The 23,345-nt window shown below is 43.1% G+C and carries 24 protein-coding genes, 1 riboswitch and 1 other annotated feature; of the genes, 14 read left to right on the plus strand and 10 right to left on the minus strand.

Annotated features, from left to right (window positions below):
• Window positions 1–129: 129 nt before the first annotated feature.
• Both hflD and mnmA read right to left on the minus strand, forming a co-directional pair.
• A complete protein-coding gene (hflD, locus tag ELZ11_RS02985) occupies window positions 130–747 on the minus strand; it encodes a high frequency lysogenization protein HflD (RefSeq protein WP_137355878.1) in 618 nt (205 codons plus the stop codon).
• Window positions 748–796: 49 nt separating this feature from the next.
• Window positions 797–1,921 carry a tRNA 2-thiouridine(34) synthase MnmA gene (gene mnmA, locus ELZ11_RS02990; protein WP_137355879.1) on the minus strand — a complete coding sequence of 375 codons (1,125 nt, stop codon included), beginning with the start codon at window positions 1,919–1,921 and terminating at the stop codon, window positions 797–799.
• A 203-nt stretch (window positions 1,922–2,124) separates the two neighbouring features.
• Between mnmA and ELZ11_RS02995 the strand changes: the two genes are divergently transcribed.
• Window positions 2,125–2,394: a hypothetical protein gene (locus tag ELZ11_RS02995; RefSeq protein ID WP_137355880.1), complete on the plus strand. Its 270-nt coding sequence runs from the start codon at window positions 2,125–2,127 to the stop codon at window positions 2,392–2,394.
• Between the two features lie 103 nt (window positions 2,395–2,497).
• Window positions 2,498–3,802 (plus strand): inosine/guanosine kinase, encoded by a 1,305-nt coding sequence (locus ELZ11_RS03000; RefSeq protein ID WP_137355881.1) that lies wholly within the window; start codon window positions 2,498–2,500, stop codon window positions 3,800–3,802.
• A gap of 79 nt (window positions 3,803–3,881) precedes the next feature.
• Here ELZ11_RS03000 and ELZ11_RS03005 read toward each other — a convergent pair whose 3' ends face one another.
• Complete coding sequence (locus ELZ11_RS03005; RefSeq protein WP_137355882.1) at window positions 3,882–4,289, minus strand: H-NS family histone-like protein; 408 nt, start codon at window positions 4,287–4,289, stop codon at window positions 3,882–3,884.
• 399 nt (window positions 4,290–4,688) lie between these two features.
• A riboswitch (Lysine riboswitch) is annotated at window positions 4,689–4,867 on the plus strand.
• Between the two features lie 108 nt (window positions 4,868–4,975).
• On the opposite strand from ELZ11_RS03005, the gene ELZ11_RS03010 reads away from it, so the two are divergent.
• The 10 genes from ELZ11_RS03010 to hisIE all read left to right on the plus strand — a co-directional run bounded on the left by ELZ11_RS03010 (window position 4,976) and on the right by hisIE (window position 15,918).
• Entirely contained in the window at window positions 4,976–6,571 is a 1,596-nt protein-coding gene (locus ELZ11_RS03010) for a Na+/H+ antiporter NhaC family protein (protein ID WP_137355883.1), read from the plus strand.
• Between the two features lie 184 nt (window positions 6,572–6,755).
• Window positions 6,756–6,890 (plus strand) — a sequence feature (His leader region).
• 54 nt (window positions 6,891–6,944) lie between these two features.
• On the plus strand, window positions 6,945–7,841 hold the full coding sequence (gene hisG / locus ELZ11_RS03015; protein ID WP_137355884.1) for an ATP phosphoribosyltransferase: 897 nt from the start codon (window positions 6,945–6,947) through the stop codon (window positions 7,839–7,841).
• Window positions 7,841–9,142, plus strand: a complete 1,302-nt coding sequence (gene hisD / locus ELZ11_RS03020; protein WP_137355885.1) for a histidinol dehydrogenase — start codon at window positions 7,841–7,843, stop codon at window positions 9,140–9,142. Before hisG ends, hisD begins: the two co-directional genes overlap by 1 nt.
• Window positions 9,143–9,151: 9 nt before the next feature.
• Complete coding sequence (gene hisC / locus ELZ11_RS03025) at window positions 9,152–10,192, plus strand: histidinol-phosphate transaminase (protein WP_137355886.1); 1,041 nt, start codon at window positions 9,152–9,154, stop codon at window positions 10,190–10,192.
• A gap of 132 nt (window positions 10,193–10,324) precedes the next feature.
• A complete protein-coding gene (gene hisB / locus ELZ11_RS03030) occupies window positions 10,325–11,413 on the plus strand; it encodes a bifunctional histidinol-phosphatase/imidazoleglycerol-phosphate dehydratase HisB (RefSeq protein WP_137355887.1) in 1,089 nt (362 codons plus the stop codon).
• A 9-nt stretch (window positions 11,414–11,422) separates the two neighbouring features.
• Entirely contained in the window at window positions 11,423–12,037 is a 615-nt protein-coding gene (gene hisH / locus ELZ11_RS03035; protein WP_137355888.1) for an imidazole glycerol phosphate synthase subunit HisH, read from the plus strand.
• A 43-nt stretch (window positions 12,038–12,080) separates the two neighbouring features.
• Window positions 12,081–12,812 (plus strand): 1-(5-phosphoribosyl)-5-[(5-phosphoribosylamino)methylideneamino]imidazole-4-carboxamide isomerase, encoded by a 732-nt coding sequence (hisA, locus tag ELZ11_RS03040; protein WP_137355889.1) that lies wholly within the window; start codon window positions 12,081–12,083, stop codon window positions 12,810–12,812.
• 174 nt (window positions 12,813–12,986) lie between these two features.
• Window positions 12,987–14,201: a hypothetical protein gene (locus ELZ11_RS03045; protein ID WP_137355890.1), complete on the plus strand. Its 1,215-nt coding sequence runs from the start codon at window positions 12,987–12,989 to the stop codon at window positions 14,199–14,201.
• A 311-nt stretch (window positions 14,202–14,512) separates the two neighbouring features.
• The gene (hisF, locus tag ELZ11_RS03050; RefSeq protein ID WP_137355891.1) at window positions 14,513–15,286 is read left to right on the plus strand and encodes an imidazole glycerol phosphate synthase subunit HisF; all 774 of its coding nucleotides are present in this window, start codon (window positions 14,513–14,515) and stop codon (window positions 15,284–15,286) included.
• Window positions 15,283–15,918 carry a bifunctional phosphoribosyl-AMP cyclohydrolase/phosphoribosyl-ATP diphosphatase HisIE gene (gene hisIE, locus ELZ11_RS03055; RefSeq protein ID WP_137355892.1) on the plus strand — a complete coding sequence of 212 codons (636 nt, stop codon included), beginning with the start codon at window positions 15,283–15,285 and terminating at the stop codon, window positions 15,916–15,918. Before hisF ends, hisIE begins: the two co-directional genes overlap by 4 nt.
• Window positions 15,919–15,978: 60 nt before the next feature.
• On the opposite strand, the gene ELZ11_RS03060 is transcribed toward hisIE, so the two are convergent.
• The 4 genes from ELZ11_RS03060 to ELZ11_RS03075 all read right to left on the minus strand — a co-directional run bounded on the left by ELZ11_RS03060 (window position 15,979) and on the right by ELZ11_RS03075 (window position 19,196).
• Complete coding sequence (locus ELZ11_RS03060; RefSeq protein ID WP_137355893.1) at window positions 15,979–16,494, minus strand: YchJ family protein; 516 nt, start codon at window positions 16,492–16,494, stop codon at window positions 15,979–15,981.
• Between the two features lie 66 nt (window positions 16,495–16,560).
• Window positions 16,561–17,772, minus strand: a complete 1,212-nt coding sequence (locus tag ELZ11_RS03065; RefSeq protein WP_137355894.1) for an EAL and HDOD domain-containing protein — start codon at window positions 17,770–17,772, stop codon at window positions 16,561–16,563.
• 126 nt (window positions 17,773–17,898) lie between these two features.
• Entirely contained in the window at window positions 17,899–18,630 is a 732-nt protein-coding gene (gene lpxH, locus ELZ11_RS03070; RefSeq protein WP_137355895.1) for a UDP-2,3-diacylglucosamine diphosphatase, read from the minus strand.
• A gap of 71 nt (window positions 18,631–18,701) precedes the next feature.
• Window positions 18,702–19,196, minus strand: coding sequence for a peptidylprolyl isomerase (locus ELZ11_RS03075; RefSeq protein WP_137355896.1), 495 nt, complete (start codon window positions 19,194–19,196; stop codon window positions 18,702–18,704).
• Between the two features lie 190 nt (window positions 19,197–19,386).
• Between ELZ11_RS03075 and cysS the strand changes: the two genes are divergently transcribed.
• Together cysS and ELZ11_RS03085 are read left to right on the plus strand one after the other, a co-directional pair.
• A complete protein-coding gene (cysS, locus tag ELZ11_RS03080) occupies window positions 19,387–20,769 on the plus strand; it encodes a cysteine--tRNA ligase (protein ID WP_137355897.1) in 1,383 nt (460 codons plus the stop codon).
• Window positions 20,770–20,837: 68 nt separating this feature from the next.
• Window positions 20,838–21,416 carry a thymidine kinase gene (locus ELZ11_RS03085; protein ID WP_137355898.1) on the plus strand — a complete coding sequence of 193 codons (579 nt, stop codon included), beginning with the start codon at window positions 20,838–20,840 and terminating at the stop codon, window positions 21,414–21,416.
• Window positions 21,417–21,461: 45 nt separating this feature from the next.
• On the opposite strand, the gene ELZ11_RS03090 is transcribed toward ELZ11_RS03085, so the two are convergent.
• The 3 genes from ELZ11_RS03090 to ELZ11_RS03100 form a co-directional block, all read right to left on the minus strand.
• The gene (locus ELZ11_RS03090; protein WP_137355899.1) at window positions 21,462–22,100 is read right to left on the minus strand and encodes a YdcF family protein; all 639 of its coding nucleotides are present in this window, start codon (window positions 22,098–22,100) and stop codon (window positions 21,462–21,464) included.
• Window positions 22,093–22,935, minus strand: coding sequence for an NAD(P)H-binding protein (locus tag ELZ11_RS03095; protein WP_137355900.1), 843 nt, complete (start codon window positions 22,933–22,935; stop codon window positions 22,093–22,095). Before ELZ11_RS03095 ends, ELZ11_RS03090 begins: the two co-directional genes overlap by 8 nt.
• Window positions 22,936–23,040: 105 nt before the next feature.
• Window positions 23,041–23,271: a TIGR02647 family protein gene (locus ELZ11_RS03100; RefSeq protein ID WP_137355901.1), complete on the minus strand. Its 231-nt coding sequence runs from the start codon at window positions 23,269–23,271 to the stop codon at window positions 23,041–23,043.
• Window positions 23,272–23,345: the final 74 nt, after the last annotated feature.

The raw sequence follows: 23,345 nt of genomic DNA on the forward strand, positions 1-23,345 counted from the left end.
TGAATTGAGTTTCTAAATTTCGTGGGCTTTATACCAATAACAATCGCATTTGTCACGAATTATGCGCAAACGTTTGCGTGGGGTTTGTTTTGGCAAAAAAATTAGCTCGCACAAGGGCGAGCTATTACATTAAATTCGGGCTAAAAGTATTTGAGCCTGCTCGATCATTTTCTTGCGACCGAAAATCAAGTGGCGTCGTTTACCGCCGACTTGACGCCACAGTACAGCACTTCGAATACCAGATAAAAGCAGGGCTCTTACCTTATGTTGGTTAGAGGTTTGTTGCAGTACTGAAGGAGTACCTGAAACCTGAATTCGAGGGCCGATTGGACTAACGACGTCTAGATAAATGCTCGCTAAATTGCTGATCATTTGATCATCAAGTAAATCAAAGTGATCGACTTGGCGTTCAACCATTTGAATGCGGTCACCTAGTTGCGACATCGCGTCATTTCGAGAGGTTAGCTTACGCTCGAGTGCCATCAGGCTTATGATGTATCGCGTAATGTCACTGCCTGCAGGGGTACTATCAATACCTTTTACCAAGCATTCCAAACCTAACTTTAAGTTTGCCTCGCGGCCAAAAACACCAATCGTATTCGCTGGATTGGTATTGATGATTGCATTCATTGAAGCTTCGAAGGCGTCTGAATCACAGTGACCGTCTTTTGCTACTTGTTGAACCAAAGCCACAGCTTGGCAAATCCCGGCAAACGCTATAGTACGGTCATAAAGTGTATTGGCCACGTAACAACTCCTAAGTGATGGGTTAAATCAAATGCTGACTAATTGAAGCTTAAATTCGTTTCTCGATGATGCCACCACCAAGACAAACTTCATCTTGGTAGAACACTGCAGATTGACCAGGAGTCACCGCAATTTGTGGCTCATCAAAGATAACTTTAATGTTCTCTTCATCAATTGGGATGATTGTACAAGGAATATCAGTTTGGCGGTAACGCGTTTTTACTGTGCACTTCAAAACTTCTGTAATAGGGGAGCGATCAACCCAGTGCAGTTGTGATGCGATTAAACCTTCCGACTTAAGAAGTGGATGGTCTTTACCTTGTACGGCGATCAATACATTGCGTTTTAGGTCTTTTTCACCAACAAACCATGGTTCTTCGTTACCACCGCCACCTTTGGTGCCGCCAATGTGAAGGCCTTTACGCTGACCTAACGTGTGGTACATCAGACCGTTGTGCTTACCAATCACTTTACCTTCTGGTGTTTCGATGTCACCTGGTTGTGCTGGCAGGTATTTGCCAAGGAACTCTGTGAATTTACGCTCACCGATAAAGCAGATACCTGTAGAGTCTTTCTTCTTCGCTGTGATCAAGTCTTGCTCTTCAGCAATGCGTCGCACTTCTGGCTTCTCCAATTCACCAACTGGGAATAGGCTGCGCGCAACTTGATCTGAGCTTAGCGTATAAAGGAAGTAGCTTTGGTCTTTGTTACTGTCTAGGCCACGTAGCATTTCAGGTTTAATACCTGCATCTAATTCTTCTTGAGTCGGGAAAGTACGACGAACGTAGTGACCCATCGCGATGTAGTCTGCGTCTAGTACTTCGTCGGCAAACTCTAAGAATGCTTTGAATTTGATTTCTTTGTTACAAAGAATATCTGGGTTAGGAGTACGACCAGCTTTGTATTCAGCAAGGAAGTATTCGAATACGTTATCCCAGTACTCTGCAGCAAAGTTGATCGTGTGCAGGTGGATACCTAGTTTGTCACAAACGGCTTGAGCATCAGCCAGATCTTCAGCTGCAGTACAGTACTCTTCGTTATCATCTTCTTCCCAGTTTTTCATGAAAAGGCCTTCCACTTGGTAGCCTTGCTGTTGAAGAAGGTAAGCTGATACTGATGAATCTACACCGCCGGACATTCCGACAATTACTTTCTTTTGGCTGTTATCTGACATGTCTTAACACCGTTAATATTACTTGGTCGCAGATTCTAACAGAAAGAGAAACAACGTGACAGATCCGAGACAGGAATCACAGTTTCATTTGCACACTTAGTATGCTGGTTTTTTAATAGAATCTAATGAGAGCGAAGTGAGTCGCTAGGATGTCAGACTTATATGTGGCATAGTCGCCCAAAATCCAAGAGTAGAGATTAAAAATGTCTGAACAAAATGAGTTTATGCAAGAAGAGCAGTTGATTGAGATCATCGAGAATCAACTTGAAGATGGCCAGCCTATCAAAGTGAAAGAAACATTAATGCGTTTGGTGATGACAGGAACACCACGCGAAGAAGCGATTCAAGCAATGGCCTGCGCGTTAGCTATCGAGGTTTTTGACGTGATGAAGAACGGCGCCGAATTTAATCAAAAGCGTTATTCAGAGCACCTAGATATGCTACCAGATTTGAGCTTCATGGAAGGTGAATAAAAAAAACACCCTGCAAACGTTTGCTATAATTTGAAATATTGCCGCGTTAATAATGGCGCGGTAGAATCCGGCTCCCATTCTCCCCTTTACTTAGACTAACTTTATGAAATTTCCTGGACAACGCAAATCTAAGCATTACTTTCCAGTTCACGCTCGCGATCCTTTAGCCAGCCAAGCACATGAAAGTAAGAAAATGTCGCGCACTCATATCATAGGTATTGACCAAACTTTGGTTGATATTGAAGCTAAAGTGAGTTCTGAGTTAATTGAAAAGTACGAATTAAGTAAAGGTCATTCATTAGTAATTGATGACACTACGGCGGAAGCGTTATATCAAGAGCTAAAGCAGAGTGAATTAATTACTAATGAATATGCTGGTGGCACTATCGGGAATACATTACACAATTACTCAGTATTAGCGGATGACCGCTCTACTTTATTAGGTGTGATGAGCCAAGATATAAAAATTGGCAGTTACGGCTATCGTTATTTATGTAATACCTCAAGCCGCATGGACTTGAATCATTTACAAGGGGTAGATGGTGCGATCGGTCGTTGTTTTGCATTGATCACTGAAGATGGCGAACGTACTTTTGCTATTAGCGAAGGTCAGATGAACCAGCTTCAACCAGATAGCATTCCAGAGAATATTTTTGAAAGCGCGTCTGCATTAGTATTAACCGCATACTTAGTACGTTGTAAAGCGGGCGACCCGATGCCTGATGCAACAATGAAAGCTATCGAGTATGCAAAAAAACACGATGTGCCTGTAGTACTAACATTGGGTACTAAGTTTGTGATTCAGGATGACCCAGAGTTTTGGAAAGATTTCTTAAAGCAACACGTTAGTGTTGTGGCTATGAATGAAGATGAAGCTGAAGCATTAACAGGCGAAAGCGATCCGCTTGCTGCGTCGGACAAAGCTCTGGATTGGGTTGATCTAGTGCTATGTACAGCTGGCCCTGTTGGTCTATTTATGGCGGGTTACACAGAAGAAGAAGCGAAGCGCGAAACTTCTCTGCCTTTATTACCTGGGTCTATTGCAGAATTTAACCGCTTTGAATTTAGTCGCCCAGCATCTCGTGATTTATGCGTTAATCCAATTAAGGTTTATTCACATATTGCGCCTTACATGGGGGGACCTGAGAAAATTAAAAACACCAATGGTGCTGGCGATGCAGCTTTATCTGCATTATTGCATGATATGGCTGCTAATAAATATCATAAAGAAAACGTGCCAAACTCTAGTAAGCACCAACACCCATATTTAACTTATTCTTCTTTCTCACAAGTTTGTAAATATTCGAACCGCGCGAGTTATGAAGTATTAGTCCAGCATTCGCCACGTTTATCTCGCGGACTGCCAGAACGTGAAGATAGTTTAGAAGAAGCGTACTGGGAACGCTAAGCCGTTGAAAGTTGTTGAACTAAAATGAGATACAAAAAAGGCTCCTGAATTAGGAGCCTTTTTATTTAATTCAAATTAATTAGATTGCGAAATCTTCTAAAGATTTACCTGCATCTAATTGCTCTTGGATTGCAGAAGGTGTACGACCTTGACCTGTCCAAGTTTTTTCATCGCCATTACCATCTACATATTTGTATTTAGCTGGGCGAGGAGCACGTTTCTTTTTAGTTGTCGCTTTTGCTTCACCAGAAAGCGCTGCAATTAAGTCTTCAACATCAATGCCATCTTTAGCAATCATTTGAGCGTATTCAGCTAATTTCGCTTCACGCGCTTCTTTTTCAGCTCGGTCTGCTGCTTCCGTTTCTTGACGTTCTTGAACAACGATTGTTAGCTTATCTAGCGCTTCTTCTAATTGCTCAAGTGTTAGCTCACGTGAAAATGCGCGTAGGCTGCGAATATTTAATAGAGTTTTTGTTAATTCAGACATGGCTTTTCCCATCAAGATATAATTATTAATCTTCCTAATAATAAACAGTGCAATAAGATAAGACAAATATTATTTACTATCTTTAATATTCTCGAATATGTTCTAGGCTAGATTAGTTAAATAAAATAGAAAATAGATATGTTTTATATAACGAATGCTAATGTATCTCATCTAAGAACGATGTTATCTAAAAGGTTCAGTAACAATGTACCATTATGAGCTTAATAGAATAATTGCTGCAAAAGAGATGCAACATGTAGCATTTTTGTATTACTGAGAATGAACTTTCTTGGAATGATATGTTGCAATGTGGTGATTCATGAGTACAATTGCGGCTACCTGATGCGATGTGTTAGTTAAATTGTTGTTAAATACTAGTAACGACAGTGAAAAATACGTTATCGCCGTAGAGGTGCAATTACAAAGAGTAGCTTTTATTGGGGTGATGCCTATGAATAGAAGTAAAAGGTGTAATTGCCGAAGTAAGTTGTATATCAAAGCAGCTTGCTGGGGTTGTACTCAATAGGTACATCACTGCCATAGTCTTAATATTTAAACTATGGAGCGCTACTGTGGGGTTGGGAGAAGTGTTCACTTCCCTTTCGCTTAGTTCAACATGAATTTGATTCTATCAAATTTGTCTGCAGTAGATCTCTAGCCAAATAAAAAACTGGTTTTTGAAGATCATGAATTTAATAGATTTTGCAACATCTCCTTTATCATTATTGCCACCTATTGTGGCCTTGAGCCTTGCTATCGTAACACGTCGAGTATTGATTTCTCTGGGCGTGGGTATTGTTATGGGCGCAATTTTACTTGCTGATTACTCAGTAGGTAACGCGCTAAGTTATGTAGGAACAAAAGTTTCTGGTGTTTTCATTGAAGACGGCGGTATCAATACTTGGAATATGAGTATTGTCGGCTTCTTATTGCTACTTGGTATGATGACTGCACTACTGACTTTGTCTGGCGGTACACGCGCATTTGCTGAATGGGCTCAGTCACGTGTAAAAAGCAAACGCGGCTCTAAACTTCTTGCGGCTTTCTTAGGTGTATTTATCTTCGTCGATGATTACTTTAACAGCCTAGCAGTGGGTGCAATTTCGCGTCCAGTAACAGACCGTTTTTACGTATCACGTGCCAAGCTTGCGTATATTCTTGACTCTACCGCTGCACCAATGTGTGTAATCATGCCGGCTTCAAGCTGGGGTGCATACATCATGACGATTATCGGTGGTATTCTCGTTACTCACGGTATGACGGAATACTCAGCTCTTGGGGCTTACGTTCGCTTAATCCCAATGAACTTCTACGCAGTCTTTGCATTACTAATGGTATTTGCAGTGGCATGGTTCGGTCTGGATGTCGGTAAAATGCGTCAGCATGAAATCGAAGCTTCACAAGGCCGCGGTTTTGATGGTGATACTGATCAAACCGAAGCGAAAGATCTAAATGAAGAGCTAGACATTGAAGAGAGCAAAAACGGCTCTGTCTCAGATCTAGTAATGCCGATCGTGTCGCTTATTGTCGCAACGGTAGCTGCGATGTTGTATACCGGTGGCTCAGCACTGGCAGCAGATGGTCAGGCGTTTAACCTTTTAGGCGCTTTTGAAAATACAGATGTAGGCAAATCGCTAGTATATGGTGGTGTTGTCGGTTTACTCGTTGCTCTAGCAACGGTTCTAAAGCAAAAGCTACCAATGGTAGAAGTAGCAAGAACGATGTGGATCGGTGCTCGTTCAATGTTCGGTGCGATTCTAATTCTTATCTTTGCATGGACAATTGGTTCTGTTATCGGAGACATGAAAACAGGTACATACTTGTCGTCATTGGTTCAAGGCACTATTGATCACCACTGGTTACCAGTTATCTTATTCTTGCTTGCTGGCTTAATGGCATTCTCTACAGGTACATCTTGGGGTACTTTCGGTATCATGTTACCAATTGCAGGTGACATGGCTGGCGCGACTGATCTAGCACTGATGTTACCTATGCTAAGTGCGGTTCTAGCGGGTTCAGTTTTTGGTGATCACTGTTCACCAATTTCAGATACAACGATCTTGTCTTCTACAGGGGCACGCTGTAACCATATTGATCACGTAGCGACTCAGTTGCCTTACGCACTTTCTGTTGCTCTAGTATCGTGTGTTGGCTTTATTGTTCTAGGTATGACTGCTTCAGTAGCGATGTCATTCGTAGCCGCTAGCGTTACATTTGTGGCTGTATGCTTTGCGCTGGCGTATTTATCTCGCTGTAAAATGGCGAAGTGCCAGAACGCGTAACACCATTCAGTTGTAAGTAGAGGGAGGCTAAAGCCTCCCTTTTTTATGCGTGATAGATTAATTTGCAAATAAGTAAAAAAACTTCGAATTAATAGTTGAAAAAGAATGTCAGCTTGGTTAGTGTGGAGACAAGACAGCAAACAACCTAAGAGCTGATAAGTATGCGCAATTTAGTAATGAACATTCATCACCATCATCACCCTATCTAGTCTTTCGGGGAGATTTGCGTATACCCGGGAGCAGGAAACTCCCGGAGGTTAAGTCAAATAAATTAGATTTAAACCCTCGGGAGAGAAAGTCTCACCGAGGGTTTTTTAGTTTTAGCAATTTAAAAATACTTAACAAATTCAATAATTTGCACAGGGATACAGCAATGCAGACACAACGCCTAAGAATCGCAATCCAGAAAAAAGGCCGCCTAAGTAAAGAGTGCCAAGAGCTACTTAAAAAATGTGGTGTTAAATTTAACATCATGGGTGAGCGCCTAGTTGTACATTCACTAAATATGCCAATCGACCTACTTCTAGTTCGTGATGATGACATTCCAGGTCTAATCATGGATGGTGTGGTTGACCTTGGTTTTATCGGTGAAAATGAGCTGGAAGAAGTTCGCTTAGATCGTGTTGCTCTTAAAGAGCCATCTGAGTTCCAAACACTACGCCGTTTAGATTTCGGTGGCTGCCGTTTATCTATCGCTATCAATAAAGACGAACAGTACAACGGTCCACAAGACCTAGCGGGCAAGCGTATTGCAACAACCTACCCACAACTACTTAAAGCCTACATGGACGAGCAAGGTGTTGATTTCAGCACTTGTATGCTAACAGGCTCGGTTGAAGTGGCTCCTCGCGCTGGTCTAGCTGACGCAATCGCAGATTTGGTTTCTACTGGTGCGACACTCGAAGCAAACGGTTTGAAAGAAGCGGAAGTGATTTTCCAATCTAAAGCGACTTTGATTCAACGTACCGGTGAATTCGATGCAGACAAAACGGCGTTGATTGAAAAGCTACTGACTCGTATGCAAGGTGTTCAGCAAGCGAAAGAATCGAAGTACATCATGCTACACGCGCCAACATCTCAACTTGAGCAAATCAAAGCGCTATTGCCTGGTGCTGAAGATCCAACTGTTCTACCTCTAGCGTCAGAACAAGATAAAGTTGCGGTACACCTAGTGAGTACCGAGAATCTATTTTGGGAAACGATGGAACAACTCAAAGAGCTTGGTGCTAGTTCGATTCTAGTATTGCCTATTGAAAAAATGATGGGGTAATTGAAATGAGAACCGTTGTTTGGCAATCCCTGAGTGAATCTCAACAAGACTCTGTTCTTGAGCGCCCGGCAATCAGCGAAGGTGCAAATATTACAGCAGCTGTAAAAGAGGTGATTGGTAAAGTTCGTGCTGAGGGTGACTCAGCGCTTTTCGAACTGACTGAAAAGTTTGACCGAGTGAAACCTAACTCTATTCGAGTCAGTAAAGCTGAAATTGAGCAAGCTTGTGGGCGTTTATCTGATGAAATGAAGCAAGCTCTAGAGCAAGCTTATCAAAACATCGCGAAATTCCACGAAGCGCAAAAGCCTCAGACTATTAAGGTTGAAACTCAGCCAGGTGTCGTGTGTGAACAAGTGACCCGAGCAATTAATACTGTCGGCTTATACATACCGGGCGGAAGCGCACCATTACCTTCAACGGTTCTAATGTTAGGCGTTCCAGCTCAGATAGCAGGGTGTCGTAAAGTGGTACTTTGTTCACCACCACCGATTGCGGATGAAATCCTTTACGTGGCAAACCTTTGTGAAATTGATGAAGTGTACAACGTAGGTGGTGGTCAAGCCGTTGCGGCAATGGCGTACGGTACGGAAACTGTTGCGAAAGTGGATAAAATTTTTGGTCCAGGCAACGCGTATGTAACGGAAGCGAAGCGCCAAGTGAGCAATGACTTCCGCGGTGCAGCGATTGATATGCCAGCGGGTCCATCTGAAGTATTAGTCATCGCCGATGAAACGGCAGACCCTGATTTCATCGCGGCGGATTTGCTTAGCCAAGCTGAACATGGCCCTGATTCTCAGGTGGTACTTGTTACTCCATCTCCAATTGTGGCAGACCAAGTAACCGAAGCAGTGCAGAAGCAGTTGAAGGAGCTTTCGCGTGCGGATATCGCTCAGCAAGCGTTAGCATCAAGCTTGATTATTATCTCTGAGTCAATAACTCAGGCTGTCGCTATTTCAAACTTTTACGGCCCTGAGCACTTGATCGTTCAAACCAAGAATCCACGAGAACTGCTGCCACTTCTAGACAATGCTGGCTCTATTTTCTTGGGCGATTGGTCTCCAGAATCTGCAGGCGACTATGCTTCTGGTACTAACCACGTATTGCCGACTTACGGTTACACCAAGACATACTCTAGCCTTGGCTTAGCGGATTTCTCAAAACGTATGACAGTGCAAGAACTGAGTGCTGATGGCTTAAAAGGTTTAGCACCAACAGTTGTTACTATGGCGGAAGCCGAAGGCTTGGATGCACACAAACGCGCTGTGACTATTCGAGTTGAAAAGTTAAACCAAGCTAAATAAGGGCAGGGCATGGAAAAGTTAGCAAGAAAACAAGTTCAGGCTCTCACACCTTACTTGTCTGCAAGACGCATTGGTGGCACTGGCGATGTATGGCTAAATGCCAACGAATCTCCGTTTGATAACGAGTACAACTTAAATCTGTCTCGTCTTAATCGTTACAGCGAATGTCAGCCTAAAGAGTTGATTGATGCTTACGCTCAATATGCCGGTGTGAAATCAGAGCAAACTCTGACAACGCGTGGTGCCGATGAAGGTATCGAACTACTGATTCGTGCTTTTTGTGAGCCGAACGAAGACGCTATCCTTTACTGCCCACCAACCTACGGTATGTACGCAATCAGTGCAGAAACCATCGGTGTTGAGCGTAAAGTTGTGCCTCTAACTGCAGAGTGGCAACTTGACCTTCCTGCGATCGAAGCTCAGCTAGACAACGTGAAAGTGGTGTTTGTTTGTAGCCCAAATAACCCGACTGGTAATTTGGTTGAACGTAAAGACATCATCAAGCTACTTGAGATGACTCAAGATAAAGCAATTGTTGTGATGGATGAAGCTTACATCGACTTCTGCCCAGAAGCGTCAACCGTTGATTTGCTTGAGCAATACCCGAACTTAGCGATTCTGCGTACTCTGTCTAAAGCTTTTGCATTGGCTGGACTACGCTGCGGCTTTACGCTAGCGAACCAAGAGCTTATCGAGGTATTGTTGAAAGTTATTGCGCCATACCCAGTGCCAATCCCCGTTGCTGATATTGCAGTTCAAGCACTCTCAGAGCAAGGTCTTGCGAGAGCGAAGTTTCAAGTTCTGGACTTAAGCGCTAACCGAGCGTACCTACAGGCTGGTCTGATGGGGATGCCTAATGTTACGGTATTCGATGGTTGGGGTAACTACCTTTTGGTTAAATTCCCGAACGGTGACGAACTATTTAAAGCTGCATGGGACAGCGGCATTATCTTACGTAATTCGCCAATTGAAGACTGTGTTCGAATTAGTATTGGTAACCGCGAAGAGTGCGAAAAGACACTTGGATTCATTCGTAACTTTTACCAGTAACGAAAGGCTTGCCAGTAATAACATTTGTCAGCTTTTATTTGATAAATAACAGGCTGACAAATGAAACCAATATTTTGGGTTAGCGTTTAATTTTAGCTAGGCCACCAGATTTAAAATTAAAAGGAAGTTCAAGTGAGTAAACAACAGAAAATACTTTTTATAGACCGTGATGGTACCTTAATTGTTGAGCCGCCAGTCGATTTCCAAGTAGACCGTTTAGACAAACTGAAATTTGAACCGCTAGTTATTCCTAGCCTGCTTGCATTGCAAGAAGCTGGCTACCGCTTAGTTATGGTCACTAACCAAGATGGCCTTGGTACTGATAGCTACCCGCAAGAAGATTTCGATGCGCCACACAACATGATGATGGATTTCTTCGAATCTCAAGGCGTAAAGTTTGATGACGTGCTTATTTGCCCTCACTTTGACGAAGACAACTGCTCTTGCCGCAAGCCAAAACTGGGCATGGTTAAAGAGTATCTGCAAGGCGGTAAAGTAGACTTCCAACACTCTGTTGTGATTGGTGACCGCGTGACTGACCTGCAATTAGCAGAGAACATGGCAATCCGTGGTATTCAGTATGGTCCAGATGCTGAAACAGAAGGCACACTTAACTGGCCACAAATTGTTAAAGACTTAACGGTTAACGCTCGTGTTGCTGAAGTGGTTCGAACGACGAAAGAAACGGACATTAAGGTAGCGGTAAACCTTGATGAAACAGGCGGTAACAAGATTGATACAGGCATGGGTTTCTTCGACCACATGCTTGATCAAATTGCGACGCATGGTGGTTTCCAAATGAATCTGACTGTGAAAGGCGATCTACACATTGACGATCACCACACGGTAGAAGATACCGCACTTGCGTTAGGCCAGGCTCTGAAAGATGCGCTAGGCGACAAACGTGGCATTGGTCGCTTTGGCTTTAGCTTACCAATGGATGAGTGTTTAGCTCAGTGTGCGTTAGACCTTTCTGGCCGTCCATACCTGAAGTTTGATGCAGAGTTCAGCCGTGAGCAAGTGGGTGACCTTTCAACGGAAATGGTGGTTCACTTCTTCCGTTCTTTAACCGATACGTTAGCTTGTACGCTACACCTTTCTTCTGCCGGCAATAATGATCACCACATCATTGAGAGCCTATTCAAAGCATTTGGTCGTACTCTGCGCCAAGCAATTAAAGTTGAAGGTAATGAATTACCAAGCAGCAAAGGCGTTCTGTAAGGAATCGGTATGAAAGAGCAGAAAGTAGTTATTATTGATACTGGTTGTGCCAACGTCTCATCGGTTAAATTTGCGATTGAGCGTCTGGGTTACACCGTTGAGGTTTCAAAAGAGCCTGAAGTGGTTCTTGCAGCCGACAAGCTATTCCTACCAGGTGTAGGTACAGCAAGTGAAGCAATGAAAAACTTACAAGAGCGTGATCTTGTCGCTCTTGTAAAGCAAGTGGAGAAGCCTCTGCTTGGTATTTGTTTAGGTATGCAGCTTCTTGGGAAGTTATCTCAAGAAAAAGGCCAAAAGGCCGACGAGCTAGTTGAATGTTTAGGCTTGTGTGAGGGTGAAGTTCGTTTGCTGGATACGGGCGATTTACCACTGCCACACATGGGTTGGAACACAGTAACTGCAGCACCGAATCACCCTCTATTTAAAGACATTGAAGAAGGCGAGTATTTTTACTTCGTTCACAGCTTCGCAATGCCAGTAGGTGACTACACCATCGCACAGTGTGACTACGGCAATCCGTTTACCGCAGCAGTGCAAAGCGGTAACTATTATGGTGTTCAGTTCCACCCAGAACGCTCATCAAAAGCTGGTTCTAAGCTGATTCAGAACTTCTTGGAATTGTAATAAGGATTAGGCAGCGGCTAACGTTGCCATATAAGGAATGTAAATGATTATTCCCGCATTAGATTTAATTGAAGGCCAAGTAGTTCGCTTATTCCAAGGGGACTACGGTCAAGTAACAGAATACAAAGTAGACCCAGCAGAGCAGTTCAACCTATATCACCAAGCTGGTGCTGGCTGGTTGCACCTTGTTGATCTAACGGGTGCAAAAGACACGACAGCTCGTCAGTTAGACCTGATCGCTAAGCTACTTGATAGCACGCCGGCTAACATTCAAATTGGCGGGGGGGTGCGTAATGAGCAAGATGTGATTGATCTACTGGAAGCCGGAGCACAACGTGTTGTTGTTGGTTCAACAGCAGTGAAACAGCCAGAGCTTGTTAAAGGTTGGATGGAAAAGTACGGCGCTGAAAAAATCGTTCTTGCTCTGGATATCAACATCGATGAAAACGGCACTCGCAAAGTTGCGATTTCAGGTTGGCAGGAAGATTCTGGCGTGACTATTGAAGCGCTGATTGAAGATTACCTGACCGTTGGCCTTAAGCACGTTCTGTGTACTGATATCTCTCGTGATGGCACGCTAGAAGGATCAAACGTAGAGCTTTACGTGGATCTTTGTAGCCAGTACCCGCAGGTTCAGTTCCAATCATCGGGCGGTATCGGCAGCCTAGCAGACATCGAAGCTCTAAAAGGTAGCGGTGTGGCTGGTGTGATCGTAGGCCGAGCATTACTTGATGGTAAGTTTACGGCGGAACAAGCTTTCGCGGTTTGGGAGTAATCTTATACCTTTAGTCGGCCTTATCGCGGGCGTGAAACATGTATTGTAACTAAGTATTATTTAAACAGGATTATGTACGAAATGTGACCTTGAAGGGATTGATATCAATATATAGTTTGGTATTCTGTATGCTGAATTTATTAATGTGATATCGGTTCAGTTCAAGGGGGGAGTATGAGGCAAGGATACCCGCTTTCTATTAATAAACTGGCGTCAAGTCAGCGATATACTGCTGAAGCAATGTGTGCCGCGCAAGATGTAGTCAATATTAATACGAAAATATATACAAGGTGGTTAGTTAGTGAACGCTACCTTGTAGCCCCTAATGAGCCTTCTTCTTCCCATCTTCCTGGTTACGGTGAGAATGCGATCTTAGACGAAAAAGATCGTGTGAATGCTCATCAAAGGATCTTATTAGGTTGCGAGAAGTCTAAAGTCATCGATCGGGTAGAGTCGTTAAAGAAAGAGCAAGTTCAGCTAGAAGATATAAAAGAAGAGATTCAAGCTGAGATAATTAAAGCGCTCATAAAAGATATTCGTAGTAATCAAGCGGTAGGGTCAATTTGCGATACTGATAAACTATCTGAATTGATGGAGCTACTCACTCACCCACACGTCGATAGTGAAGCGATGGTGAGCTTTGCAATAAGAAATCATAGTATTGATTTCGGGCTGAAGAAGTACATGAAACGGTATTTTGATAGCCGTGCTATCGAAGGTGGGCATCCGAGTTCTAGGACGGCTATTGGCCACTTAGGAATAGAGCGTTGTAGAGATATATTTCCAACGATCCTGATTCGCTCACGCTTCGATAAAGGAAGTGAGTTGCATAAGTTCGTATATCGAAAGTTGTGGCACCAAGTAGAGCTTATGTCTAATTCGATATCTAGCCGCTTAGAATGTGCAGAAGTAGATGACAAGGTGGTTTCGAGCTTATTTGCGATCTTATATACGTTGCCAAGCTTTGTGATAGTTGAGAAGTATTCGCAATTCTATGATGAGGTATACGCAAAGAAATTATACGAGTATCGCTCTTTGAAAGATGCGACTAAATATAATATGTGCTTAACATTGAAGCCCACATTATGCCCAGCCAGTGTCATATATAAATTTGAAAAAGTAGTGAGAAAACAACTGCTGAGCTCATTAAAGTTTGGTAGCCATTTAGAGCCGATGAAAGTTGCTTTTCTGGAAGATTTAAAAAACCAGCCGATCATTGACCGTTCATTGTTTGGCATGGCTTTGGCTCAAGGGAAAGCCTACACCATGTGGCGGGTACTAGAAGGCTATAAACTGACGAAGAAAAATCATAAGCCATTGTGGTTTGGCTTTTTTCAAATGGATAAAACGGCACTGTCGAGTATTAATGAAAGGTTTCCAACGAGATAGTTAAACTTGTCTGTTGACACTACAGCTAGAAACGACTTTTTGGTAAAAGCCAAAATGATAACTGGCGATCTATTTATAGGTTAAAGCATTTCATCCTATTAATTAATGTCATTCTTATAGCGGAAGAACATAGGTGATTTATATAGGTTTTTACTTTGTATATTTATTATCTCAAGGTGAATCCATTTATAGGTAACGTTATCACTCTAGGGTTTTAATGCCATAAAAACTTAGGTAGATTAGAGTCAGCATAGACAGGTTAAACAGGAGTGTTTTGGTGATTTTTGAATTAACAAGGAGCAGGTTAGACAGTGCTAGCTAAAAGAATAATCCCTTGTTTGGATGTCCGTGATGGACAAGTAGTAAAAGGTGTGCAATTCCGCAACCATGAAATAATTGGTGACATCGTACCGCTTGCGCAGCGCTATGCGGAAGAGGGCGCAGATGAGTTGGTCTTTTACGATATTACAGCTTCAAGTGATGGTCGTGTTGTTGATAAAAGCTGGGTAAAGCGTGTAGCAGAAGTTATTGATATCCCTTTCTGTGTTGCTGGTGGCATCAAATCGGCTGAAGATGCAGCGCGTATTCTGGAGTTTGGAGCTGACAAGGTATCCATTAACTCACCAGCACTCGCTAACCCTCAACTGATCACTGATCTTGCTGACAAATTCGGTGTACAGTGTATTGTTGTTGGTATCGATTCATACTTTGATAAAGAAACCGGTAAGTACCAGGTTTATCAATTCACAGGCGATGAAGCGCGTACTAAAGCAACCAAATGGGAAACCAAAGATTGGGTGCAGGAAGTTCAAAAGCGCGGTGCTGGTGAGATAGTATTAAATATGATGAATCAAGATGGTGTGCGTAATGGCTACGATCTTGAGCAACTCAATATGGTTCGTGAGGTTTGTCAGGTTCCACTTATTGCTTCTGGTGGTGCTGGTGCAATGGAACACTTTGCTGAGGCTTACAAAAAAACGAATGTGGATGGCGCATTAGCGGCTTCTGTTTTTCACAAGCAAGTCATCAATATTGGTGAGCTGAAACAATATCTAAAACAACAGGGTGTGGAGATACGCTTATGAGTTTTGCAGCAGCAGACGTAGCAACGCTTTCAGAGCGTATTGATTGGCAAAAAGTCGATGGTTTAGTACCGGCGGTTGTTCAAGATTTTCAATCAGCTCAAGTGTTAATGATGGGATACATGAACCCTGCGGCTTTAGAAAAAACAGCCGAGACGGGTCAGGTCACTTTTTTCTCAAGAACGAAGGAGCGCCTTTGGACCAAAGGTGAAACCTCAGGTAATGTGCTACAACTGAAAAATATCTCTTTAGATTGTGATAGCGACACATTGCTCGTTAAAGTTGAACCTATTGGCCCAACGTGCCACACAGGAACGACGACTTGTTGGGATGCTGATCAGCAAGAAGAAACACAGATGGTGTGGCTTCATCAACTTGAGCAACTATTGGCTTCCCGCAAGGACGCCGACCCTGAATCCTCTTATACTGCCAGTTTATATGCCCGTGGCACCAAGCGTATTTCGCAGAAAGTGGGCGAAGAAGGCGTTGAAGTCGCGCTTGCGGCGACGTCGGGCGATAAGGCGGAGCTAGTGTGTGAATCGGCTGACTTGATTTATCACTTGATGGTGTTGTTGCAAGACCAAGGTTTATCGATGAATGACGTCATTAATAAATTGAAAGAGCGACATAAGTAGTAACCTGCTTTAATCGAAAACAGCCTCATAAGAGGCTGTTTTTTGTTGAAGAATAGCGAACTAGCCACAGCACTTCTTATATTTTTTACCGCTTCCACAAATACAAGGGTCGTTCCTACCTATCTTGAAGCTTTCAACGGTCTGGTTAAGACGTGGGTCTATTTTTTCTTCCGGTGGCTCTTCCGATTGTTCAGGAAAGGTGCCGTCGATGTAATACCATAAGCCATTTTCGCGTATAAAACGTGAACGTTCTGCCAAGCAGTATTGCTGACCATCTTCGTTGAAATACGCTTTAAACTCGACAAAACCTTCGTCTTTGTGACTCCCGTCGTTGGTGTTGAGGACTTCTAATCCACACCAATCACTTTGAATGGAATCTGAAATACCGCTTCTTTGTTCCTCTGCATTGCAGCTTGGATGGTAAGTGTTGATGACGTAGTCAACAAGGCCAAACACGTGTGCAGAATAGCGAGAGCGCATTAGCTGCTCGGGGGTAGTGACGGCACTGTGGTTTGTATGCGCTATTTGACAGCATTGTTCGTAGGCAGCTTTACTTCCGCAAGGGCATGAAGACATGGATAATTTCCTAATAAAAATGGCCTCTAACGAGGCCAAAGAATATAGTGGAGTATATAAAAAGGGTTACGCTTGTGACAACAGCTCTTGAGCCCAAGCTGTCGCTTCATCGTAGGCTTGGCCTAGTTGTTCTTCTGAAACCTTTAACCTTTGCCTGATAATACCTGCTTGTTCCCATTCGGCTTTCTCGTAGGCGATAACCATAGCTAAAACTTCTCCGAGAAGCCCTCGTTTTTCTAATAGCGCGACTTTAATATCTTCGTCAATTGGAATCGAGTTAACCACTTCATCAAGGGGTTGGTCGAGCAATGAGTCAAGTAACGAGAACATCCCGGTTAAAAAGGCATGCCCAGCGTCTCCTGTGGCGCTCATTCGTTCGATAAGCAATTCACATTGACGGGCTCTAATGATTGCGAGCCCATATAAAGAATCTGGCTTGTCTTCTTTAGCTGAAGCGATCGCTACTAATGACACGAACTTACGCAGTTTCTGTTCACCAAGATAAACCATCGCTTGTCGGAACGAACGAATCTTAGTAGTGGTTTCACATGATGAGTTCACATACGTTAGTAGCTTATAAGAAAGAGTAACGTCTAGGGTGATCAAGCGTTCGACTTCTTTGAAATCGATAGGATCGTGAGAGATCTCTTTACATAACTGAATGATGGTCAGGAATGCTGGGTTTAGCGCACGACGCTGAATCATTTCAGGTTTACTGAAGAAATACCCTTGGAAATAACTGAAGCCAACTTCTTTCGCATGTTGAAATTCTTGGTAAGTTTCTACCTTTTCCGCAAGGAATTCGATGTTTGACCCTTTTAGAGTCGACATAAACATCGCAGCTTTGGAGATAGGTACCAATTGAATATCAAACTTGATGATCGAAATATAAGGGAGGAACCGCTTCCAAGCCTTACTTGGTACAAAGTCGTCCAGTGCAATCGTATATCCGTCAGCATGCAAGGTTTGTATTGCTTGCAGTAATTCATCGGTTGGTTGGCAGTCTTCCAATATTTCGACGATCAAACTTTGCTTAGGAAAAAGCGTCGGAACTAAGTTGATTAAACTTGTATAAGGAAAATTAACAAAACCGAGTTTATCGCCAAGAGTATTGTAATGCGTGGACAAGAAGTGGTCAGAGAGTAAGCGGCTGGTCGCTAACTCTGGCTCCACTTCGGGGAAAGTATTTTTAGGGCCATCCCTAAATAATAATTCGTAACCGATCGTTTTTTTGTTTCTGTCTAATATAGGCTGACGAGCGACGTATGAATATTTCAACTTTGTATCGTGTTCGGTTTAAGTGTAATGAATTGATGATAGCTAGTTTATTAGAAATTACTATGTTGGTAATAAGAATTTCTGATCGACCTTACCTATCGAGTTAAAAGATAGCCTTTTATCATTTTATTTATTGCTAAATGGCCTTTTTTGTAGATCGAAGTCGCCCGGCGTCGCAACTAAAACAGAGCCCTGAGTATACCAATCCCCAAGAACAATACGGGTACACTGCAACTGATTTGATGTGAAATGGTGGACGTCTGGGCGGTGTGTGTGGCCATGAATCATTAAGTCGACATTTGCTTCGGTCATGACTCGCTCTACTTCATGTTGAGTAACGTCCATGATCTCCAGCGATTTAGTTTGCTTATCGTCTTTGATATCGGATTGCACTTTAGACACGATTTTCTTCTTAATGAAAAATGGAATCCGGTTGAAAACCCATTGTAGCCAAGGCTGATGTACTTTTTCTCTGAAGGCCAGGTATTTGACATCATCGGTGCATAAAGTATCACCATGTAGCACGATCACTTTTTTACCGTAAACATCGATTGTGGAAAGTTCGTCTAACAGTTGGATACCCGTTTGCTTAGCAAACTTTTTTCCGACCAAGAAATCTCGATTTCCTTGAGTGAAGTAGCAAGGAATACCTAAAGCCGTTAGTGATTGAAAAGCTGAGCGGATGGTATTTGAAAAGTCAGAACGATCGTCATCACCAATCCAGAATTCAAAAAGGTCACCAAGAACGTAGAGAGCGTCTGCGTGGACAGCTTCATTGTTCATGAAATCCAAGAAGCACTGAGTGATATCTGGTCGAGAGGGGGTTAAGTGCAAATCGGAAATAAAGTAAGTTTTCATGGAGTTTAGCGGTTTTCCTTAGGTCTAAAAAAGGGGAGCATCGACGCTCCCCATATCCTAAATCGATTCGATTAAGCTTCGATTGTAGTACCAGCGATGATTACTTCTTCAAGTGGTACATCTTGGTGCATGCCCATTGAACCAGTGCTTACACCTTTAATCTTGTTTACGATGTCCATGCCTTCAACTACTTCAGCAAATACACAGTAACCCCAACCGTCTAGGCTTTCGCTGCGGAAGTCTAGGAAAGTGTTGTCGTTAACGTTGATGAAGAATTGTGAGCTAGCTGAATGCGGTTCCATTGTACGAGCCATTGCTAGAGTACCCACTTTGTTGCTTAGGCCGTTGTTTGCTTCGTTTTTGATTGTAGCGCGAGTTGCTTTCTCTTTCAGGCCAGAAGTCATACCGCCGCCTTGAATCATGAAACCATCGATAACACGGTGGAATAGTGTGTTGTCGTAAAAACCGTCACGGCAATACTCTAGGAAGTTTGCGCTTGTTTCTGGTGCTTTTTCTTCGTTTAGTTGAACTTTGATGTCACCAAAATTTGTGTGAAGGATGATCATGATTGTTACCTTACTGTCTTTTTTAATATGAAGTTCGAATTCTAGCGCATGTTGAGTGACTTTCAAATCATCAAATTACCCAGTTACCACGCCACTTTCAGGGAATTACTGTGAATGGGTATTACCTAATAACTAATGAGTTGATATACTGCCACCTTATTTTGGTACATACACAATATAGATAGAGATCATGTTGAAGATATATAACACACTCACAAGACAGAAAGAGGAATTCAAACCAATTACAGCTGGCAAAGTCGGCATGTATGTCTGTGGGGTAACCATTTACGATCTCTGTCACATCGGTCATGGCCGTACGTTCGTTTCATTTGATGTAGTTTCACGTTACTTACGTTACTTAGGCTATGACTTGACGTTTGTACGCAATATCACAGACATCGATGACAAGATCATCAAGCGTGCGAATGAGAATGGTGAGTCTTGCGATTCACTGACCGAGCGCTTAATCGGCGAAATGCACGCTGATTTTGATGCCCTGAACATGAAGCGCCCAGATGTAGAGCCTCGTGCGACAGAGTTCATTCCAGAGATTATCGCTTTGGTTGAAAAGTTAATTGAACGTGGTTTCGCATACGTGGCTAGCAATGGCGACGTGATGTTTGAAGTGAAGAAGTTCGACGAATACGGCAAGCTTTCTAAGCAAGATCTTGATCAGCTTCAAGCAGGTGCTCGCGTTGATGTGGAATCAGCAAAGCGCAGCCCACTCGATTTCGTACTATGGAAAATGTCTAAGCCGGGTGAGCCGACTTGGGAATCACCATGGGGTGCTGGTCGTCCGGGTTGGCACATTGAATGTTCAGCGATGAACTCTTCGATTCTGGGTAATCATTTCGATATCCACGGTGGCGGTTCTGATCTTCAATTCCCACACCACGAGAACGAAATTGCTCAGTCTTGCTGTGCGCATGGCACTCAGTATGTAAATACTTGGATGCACAGTGGCATGGTAATGGTAGACAAAGAGAAGATGTCTAAATCGTTAGGTAACTTCTTTACGATCCGTGACGTGCTAGAGCATTACGACTCTGAAACAGTTCGCTACTTCCTAATGTCTGGCCACTACCGTAGCCAACTAAACTACAGTGAAGAAAACCTGAATCAAGCTCGTGCTTCACTAGAGCGTTTATATACATCTCTACGTGGTTTGGACTTAAACGCAACGCCTGCTGGTGGTGAAGAATACGTAACGCGTTTCTCTACTGCAATGAACGATGATTTCAACACCCCTGAAGCATACTCAGTACTTTTCGAAATGGCGCGTGACATTAACCGTATCAAAGGTGAAAGCATTGAGAAGGCGAGCGCTTTAGGTGCGTTAATGCGTGAACTAGCAGACGTAATCGGTATTCTGCATCAAGATCCTGAAGCTTTCCTTAAAGGTGATGCAGGTAACGATGATGAAGTTGCTGAAATTGAAGGTTTGATTAAGCTTCGTAATGACTCTCGTGCATCTAAGGATTGGGCGAATGCCGACCTAGCCCGTGACAAACTGAATGAGCTAGGCATCATTCTAGAAGACGGCCCTGAAGGCACAACTTGGCGTCGTAAGTAATAAAAAGAAAGGGCTGATTTTCAGCCCTTTTTTCTAATTCAATTCTTATAAATTACAGGAATATTTCTGTGGCTCAGATGTATTTTTATTACTCAGCAATGAATGCGGGTAAGTCAACAACACTTCTTCAATCTTCTTTCAACTACCAAGAGCGCGGCATGACTCCGGTTATCTTTACCGCCGCACTCGATGACCGCTATGGAATCGGTAAAGTAAGCTCTCGAATTGGTTTACAGTCAGAAGCTCAGTTATTCAAAAATGATACGAACCTATTTGAAGCAATACAAGAATTAAACGAAACACAAAAGCACCACTGTGTTTTGATTGATGAGTGTCAGTTCTTGTCTAAAGAACAAGTATATCAACTTACTGAAGTGGTCGATAAGCTGCACATCCCAGTATTGTGTTATGGGTTGAGAACAGACTTCTTAGGCGAATTATTTGAAGGAAGTAAGTACCTACTTTCTTGGGCAGATAAGTTGGTTGAATTGAAGACTATTTGTCACTGCGGACGTAAAGCGAACATGGTGATTCGAACTGATGAACATGGTGTTGCGATTGCCGAAGGTGATCAAGTCGCGATTGGCGGTAACGACAAGTATGTTTCAGTGTGTCGTTTGCACTACAAAGAAGCATTAGGCAAGTAGCAGTAATGAAGGCGAAAAAAGCGATGGTTGATATCATCGCTTTTTTTATTGGTAGAGCCCCGTTGCTTTTAGCGTTTGGTAGGCGGATTCCACATCTTTTGGAATTGGCATTTCGATTTGGAAACCTTTCGCTGGATAATCTTTCACTCGTTCGAAATCAGCAATTAGAGCGCTAATCACCATATCTAGTGGCAGCTCTTCGTTGTAATAGTCGACCCAGTTTTGCCATTGGGAAGTCACTCGCATGTTTGCGTATGGGCTTGGCCATTGCTTGCAGAAAGTGGCGTAAGTGCGCTTTTCCATGAAAGGCTTTTGCACCAAAATAAACGTTTGAGGATCAAGCCCCAATTCACTTAACTTTTGGTGGGTGAAACGAACATTCTCACCGGTATTGGTCGCTTCAGTCTCTAAAATAACCTTTTCTCTCGGTACGCCACATTCATAGGCAATGGCTGCAAAGGTTTCAGCTTCGGTTTTATCGAATAATCCATCCGTGAAACGACCTTCACCTCCTGAAAATACGATATAGGGAGCCAGTCCTTTAAGGTATAGAGAGGCCGCATACTCAGCGACTCTTAAATCATTGCTACATAGAACGAAAATACAGTCAGCAGGTGTGAGTTCATGTCCCATTCTCATGTAGTCCCACAGCGTATCAATATGCCTGAATAGCGGTTTAGTCATTGAGTGCGTCCAAAGTTGATTGGAAATGGAATTGATAACCGAACTCGAGGATTTTCGAGGCGCTGATCTTTTTGTCTGGTATGTCGTTGGTTGGCGGTAAGGTCTCTTTACTGTTCACGCAGTCGAGCGCAGCTTGGTAATAATGAGCTTTGCTCACGGTATTTGGAGTAGTTGCATTGACGACTTGTCGCGATATGTTGGTGAGTGCGAAAGACACTATACCTACTGCATCTTCGAGGTGGAGCATATTAGCAGGTGCGACAGTACTGACTTGCTTCAGCTTACTTGCAAAGCGAGATGGGTGGCGATCTGGTCCAACTAAGCCACTGCATCTAACTACGGCGTAATCCAAGCCAGAATCGATGACATATTGTTCTGCTTGTAGCATAATTTTCGCATTGTCTGAAAACTTATCATTGCTCTGTGAAATCGCGTAGGAAGCCTGTTCTTCGTTTAAGGTTTCAGCAATATTAGGGTAAACCGTCGTTGAACTGACCATGATTACTTTCGACACTGAAGCTTGCTGAGCGGCATCAGTTACTTGTTGCCAATATTGTGCATATTCTTCTCCTGAACCTTTTCGAAAGCCTGGCGGAAAGCTACCAATAATGACGTCACATCGATGCTGGCGAAGTAGGCTTACTAACGACTGAATGCTTGCGGTAGGGTTAACCGAATCGAATTGAAAGGGGTGGCACGGTACGCCTAGTGCACTGATCTTGGAAGCACCTTCCTGTGTGGTCTTGGTTGCGTGAACGGTTAGGTTGTCGCTAATAAGTTTTTTGGCTAAGGGAAGCCCAAGCCAACCAGTCCCTATGATAAATACAGATGTCATCTAAGCCTCAGTAACGTTGAAAGCTGAATTTAAGCTTTAGAGTAATAAGCACAAACAAAAAACTCCACTATTTAGGAGTGGAGTTTGTTCAAACTATATCTTACGTTATTTAAGGACACGTAGAAGCTTGTCGGCACGCTCAGCTATTTCAATACCTTCGTCTGTAAGGTAACCACCGTCAGGAAGTGTACATAGTCCTTTTTCATATAAACGCGCAACGGCTTGTTGGGCTTCTTGGGAGGCTTCTTGGTGGACTTTAATACCAGTTGCGGCACTGCTAATGTCAAATTGGAGTAGAAGGTTTAAATCTGCAATGTGCTGTTCGCTATATTTCATTTTTAGCCTACTTTTCTTGGTTTCATTATCTTCACCTTAGTGCTCAAATATATTTCTAGCAACAGCTAATAAAT

This window comes from Vibrio profundi (genome assembly GCF_005281835.1).
GTDB lineage: Bacteria > Pseudomonadota > Gammaproteobacteria > Enterobacterales > Vibrionaceae > Vibrio > Vibrio profundi.

What these genes read in the sequence shown, in the direction of transcription:
- mnmA (WP_137355879.1), bottom strand. Translation starts at nt 1,921, where the DNA reads ATGTCAGATAACAGCCAAAAGAAAGTAATTGTCGGAATGTCCGGCGGT.
- ELZ11_RS02995 (WP_137355880.1), top strand. Translation starts at nt 2,125, where the DNA reads ATGTCTGAACAAAATGAGTTTATGCAAGAAGAGCAGTTGATTGAGATC.
- ELZ11_RS03000 (WP_137355881.1), top strand. Translation starts at nt 2,498, where the DNA reads ATGAAATTTCCTGGACAACGCAAATCTAAGCATTACTTTCCAGTTCAC.
- ELZ11_RS03005 (WP_137355882.1), bottom strand. Translation starts at nt 4,289, where the DNA reads ATGTCTGAATTAACAAAAACTCTATTAAATATTCGCAGCCTACGCGCA.
- ELZ11_RS03010 (WP_137355883.1), top strand. Translation starts at nt 4,976, where the DNA reads ATGAATTTAATAGATTTTGCAACATCTCCTTTATCATTATTGCCACCT.
- hisG (WP_137355884.1), top strand. Translation starts at nt 6,945, where the DNA reads ATGCAGACACAACGCCTAAGAATCGCAATCCAGAAAAAAGGCCGCCTA.
- hisC (WP_137355886.1), top strand. Translation starts at nt 9,152, where the DNA reads ATGGAAAAGTTAGCAAGAAAACAAGTTCAGGCTCTCACACCTTACTTG.
- hisH (WP_137355888.1), top strand. Translation starts at nt 11,423, where the DNA reads ATGAAAGAGCAGAAAGTAGTTATTATTGATACTGGTTGTGCCAACGTC.
- hisA (WP_137355889.1), top strand. Translation starts at nt 12,081, where the DNA reads ATGATTATTCCCGCATTAGATTTAATTGAAGGCCAAGTAGTTCGCTTA.
- ELZ11_RS03045 (WP_137355890.1), top strand. Translation starts at nt 12,987, where the DNA reads ATGAGGCAAGGATACCCGCTTTCTATTAATAAACTGGCGTCAAGTCAG.
- hisIE (WP_137355892.1), top strand. Translation starts at nt 15,283, where the DNA reads ATGAGTTTTGCAGCAGCAGACGTAGCAACGCTTTCAGAGCGTATTGAT.
- ELZ11_RS03060 (WP_137355893.1), bottom strand. Translation starts at nt 16,494, where the DNA reads ATGTCTTCATGCCCTTGCGGAAGTAAAGCTGCCTACGAACAATGCTGT.
- lpxH (WP_137355895.1), bottom strand. Translation starts at nt 18,630, where the DNA reads ATGAAAACTTACTTTATTTCCGATTTGCACTTAACCCCCTCTCGACCA.
- ELZ11_RS03075 (WP_137355896.1), bottom strand. Translation starts at nt 19,196, where the DNA reads ATGATCATCCTTCACACAAATTTTGGTGACATCAAAGTTCAACTAAAC.
- cysS (WP_137355897.1), top strand. Translation starts at nt 19,387, where the DNA reads ATGTTGAAGATATATAACACACTCACAAGACAGAAAGAGGAATTCAAA.
- ELZ11_RS03090 (WP_137355899.1), bottom strand. Translation starts at nt 22,100, where the DNA reads ATGACTAAACCGCTATTCAGGCATATTGATACGCTGTGGGACTACATG.
- ELZ11_RS03095 (WP_137355900.1), bottom strand. Translation starts at nt 22,935, where the DNA reads ATGACATCTGTATTTATCATAGGGACTGGTTGGCTTGGGCTTCCCTTA.
- ELZ11_RS03100 (WP_137355901.1), bottom strand. Translation starts at nt 23,271, where the DNA reads ATGAAATATAGCGAACAGCACATTGCAGATTTAAACCTTCTACTCCAA.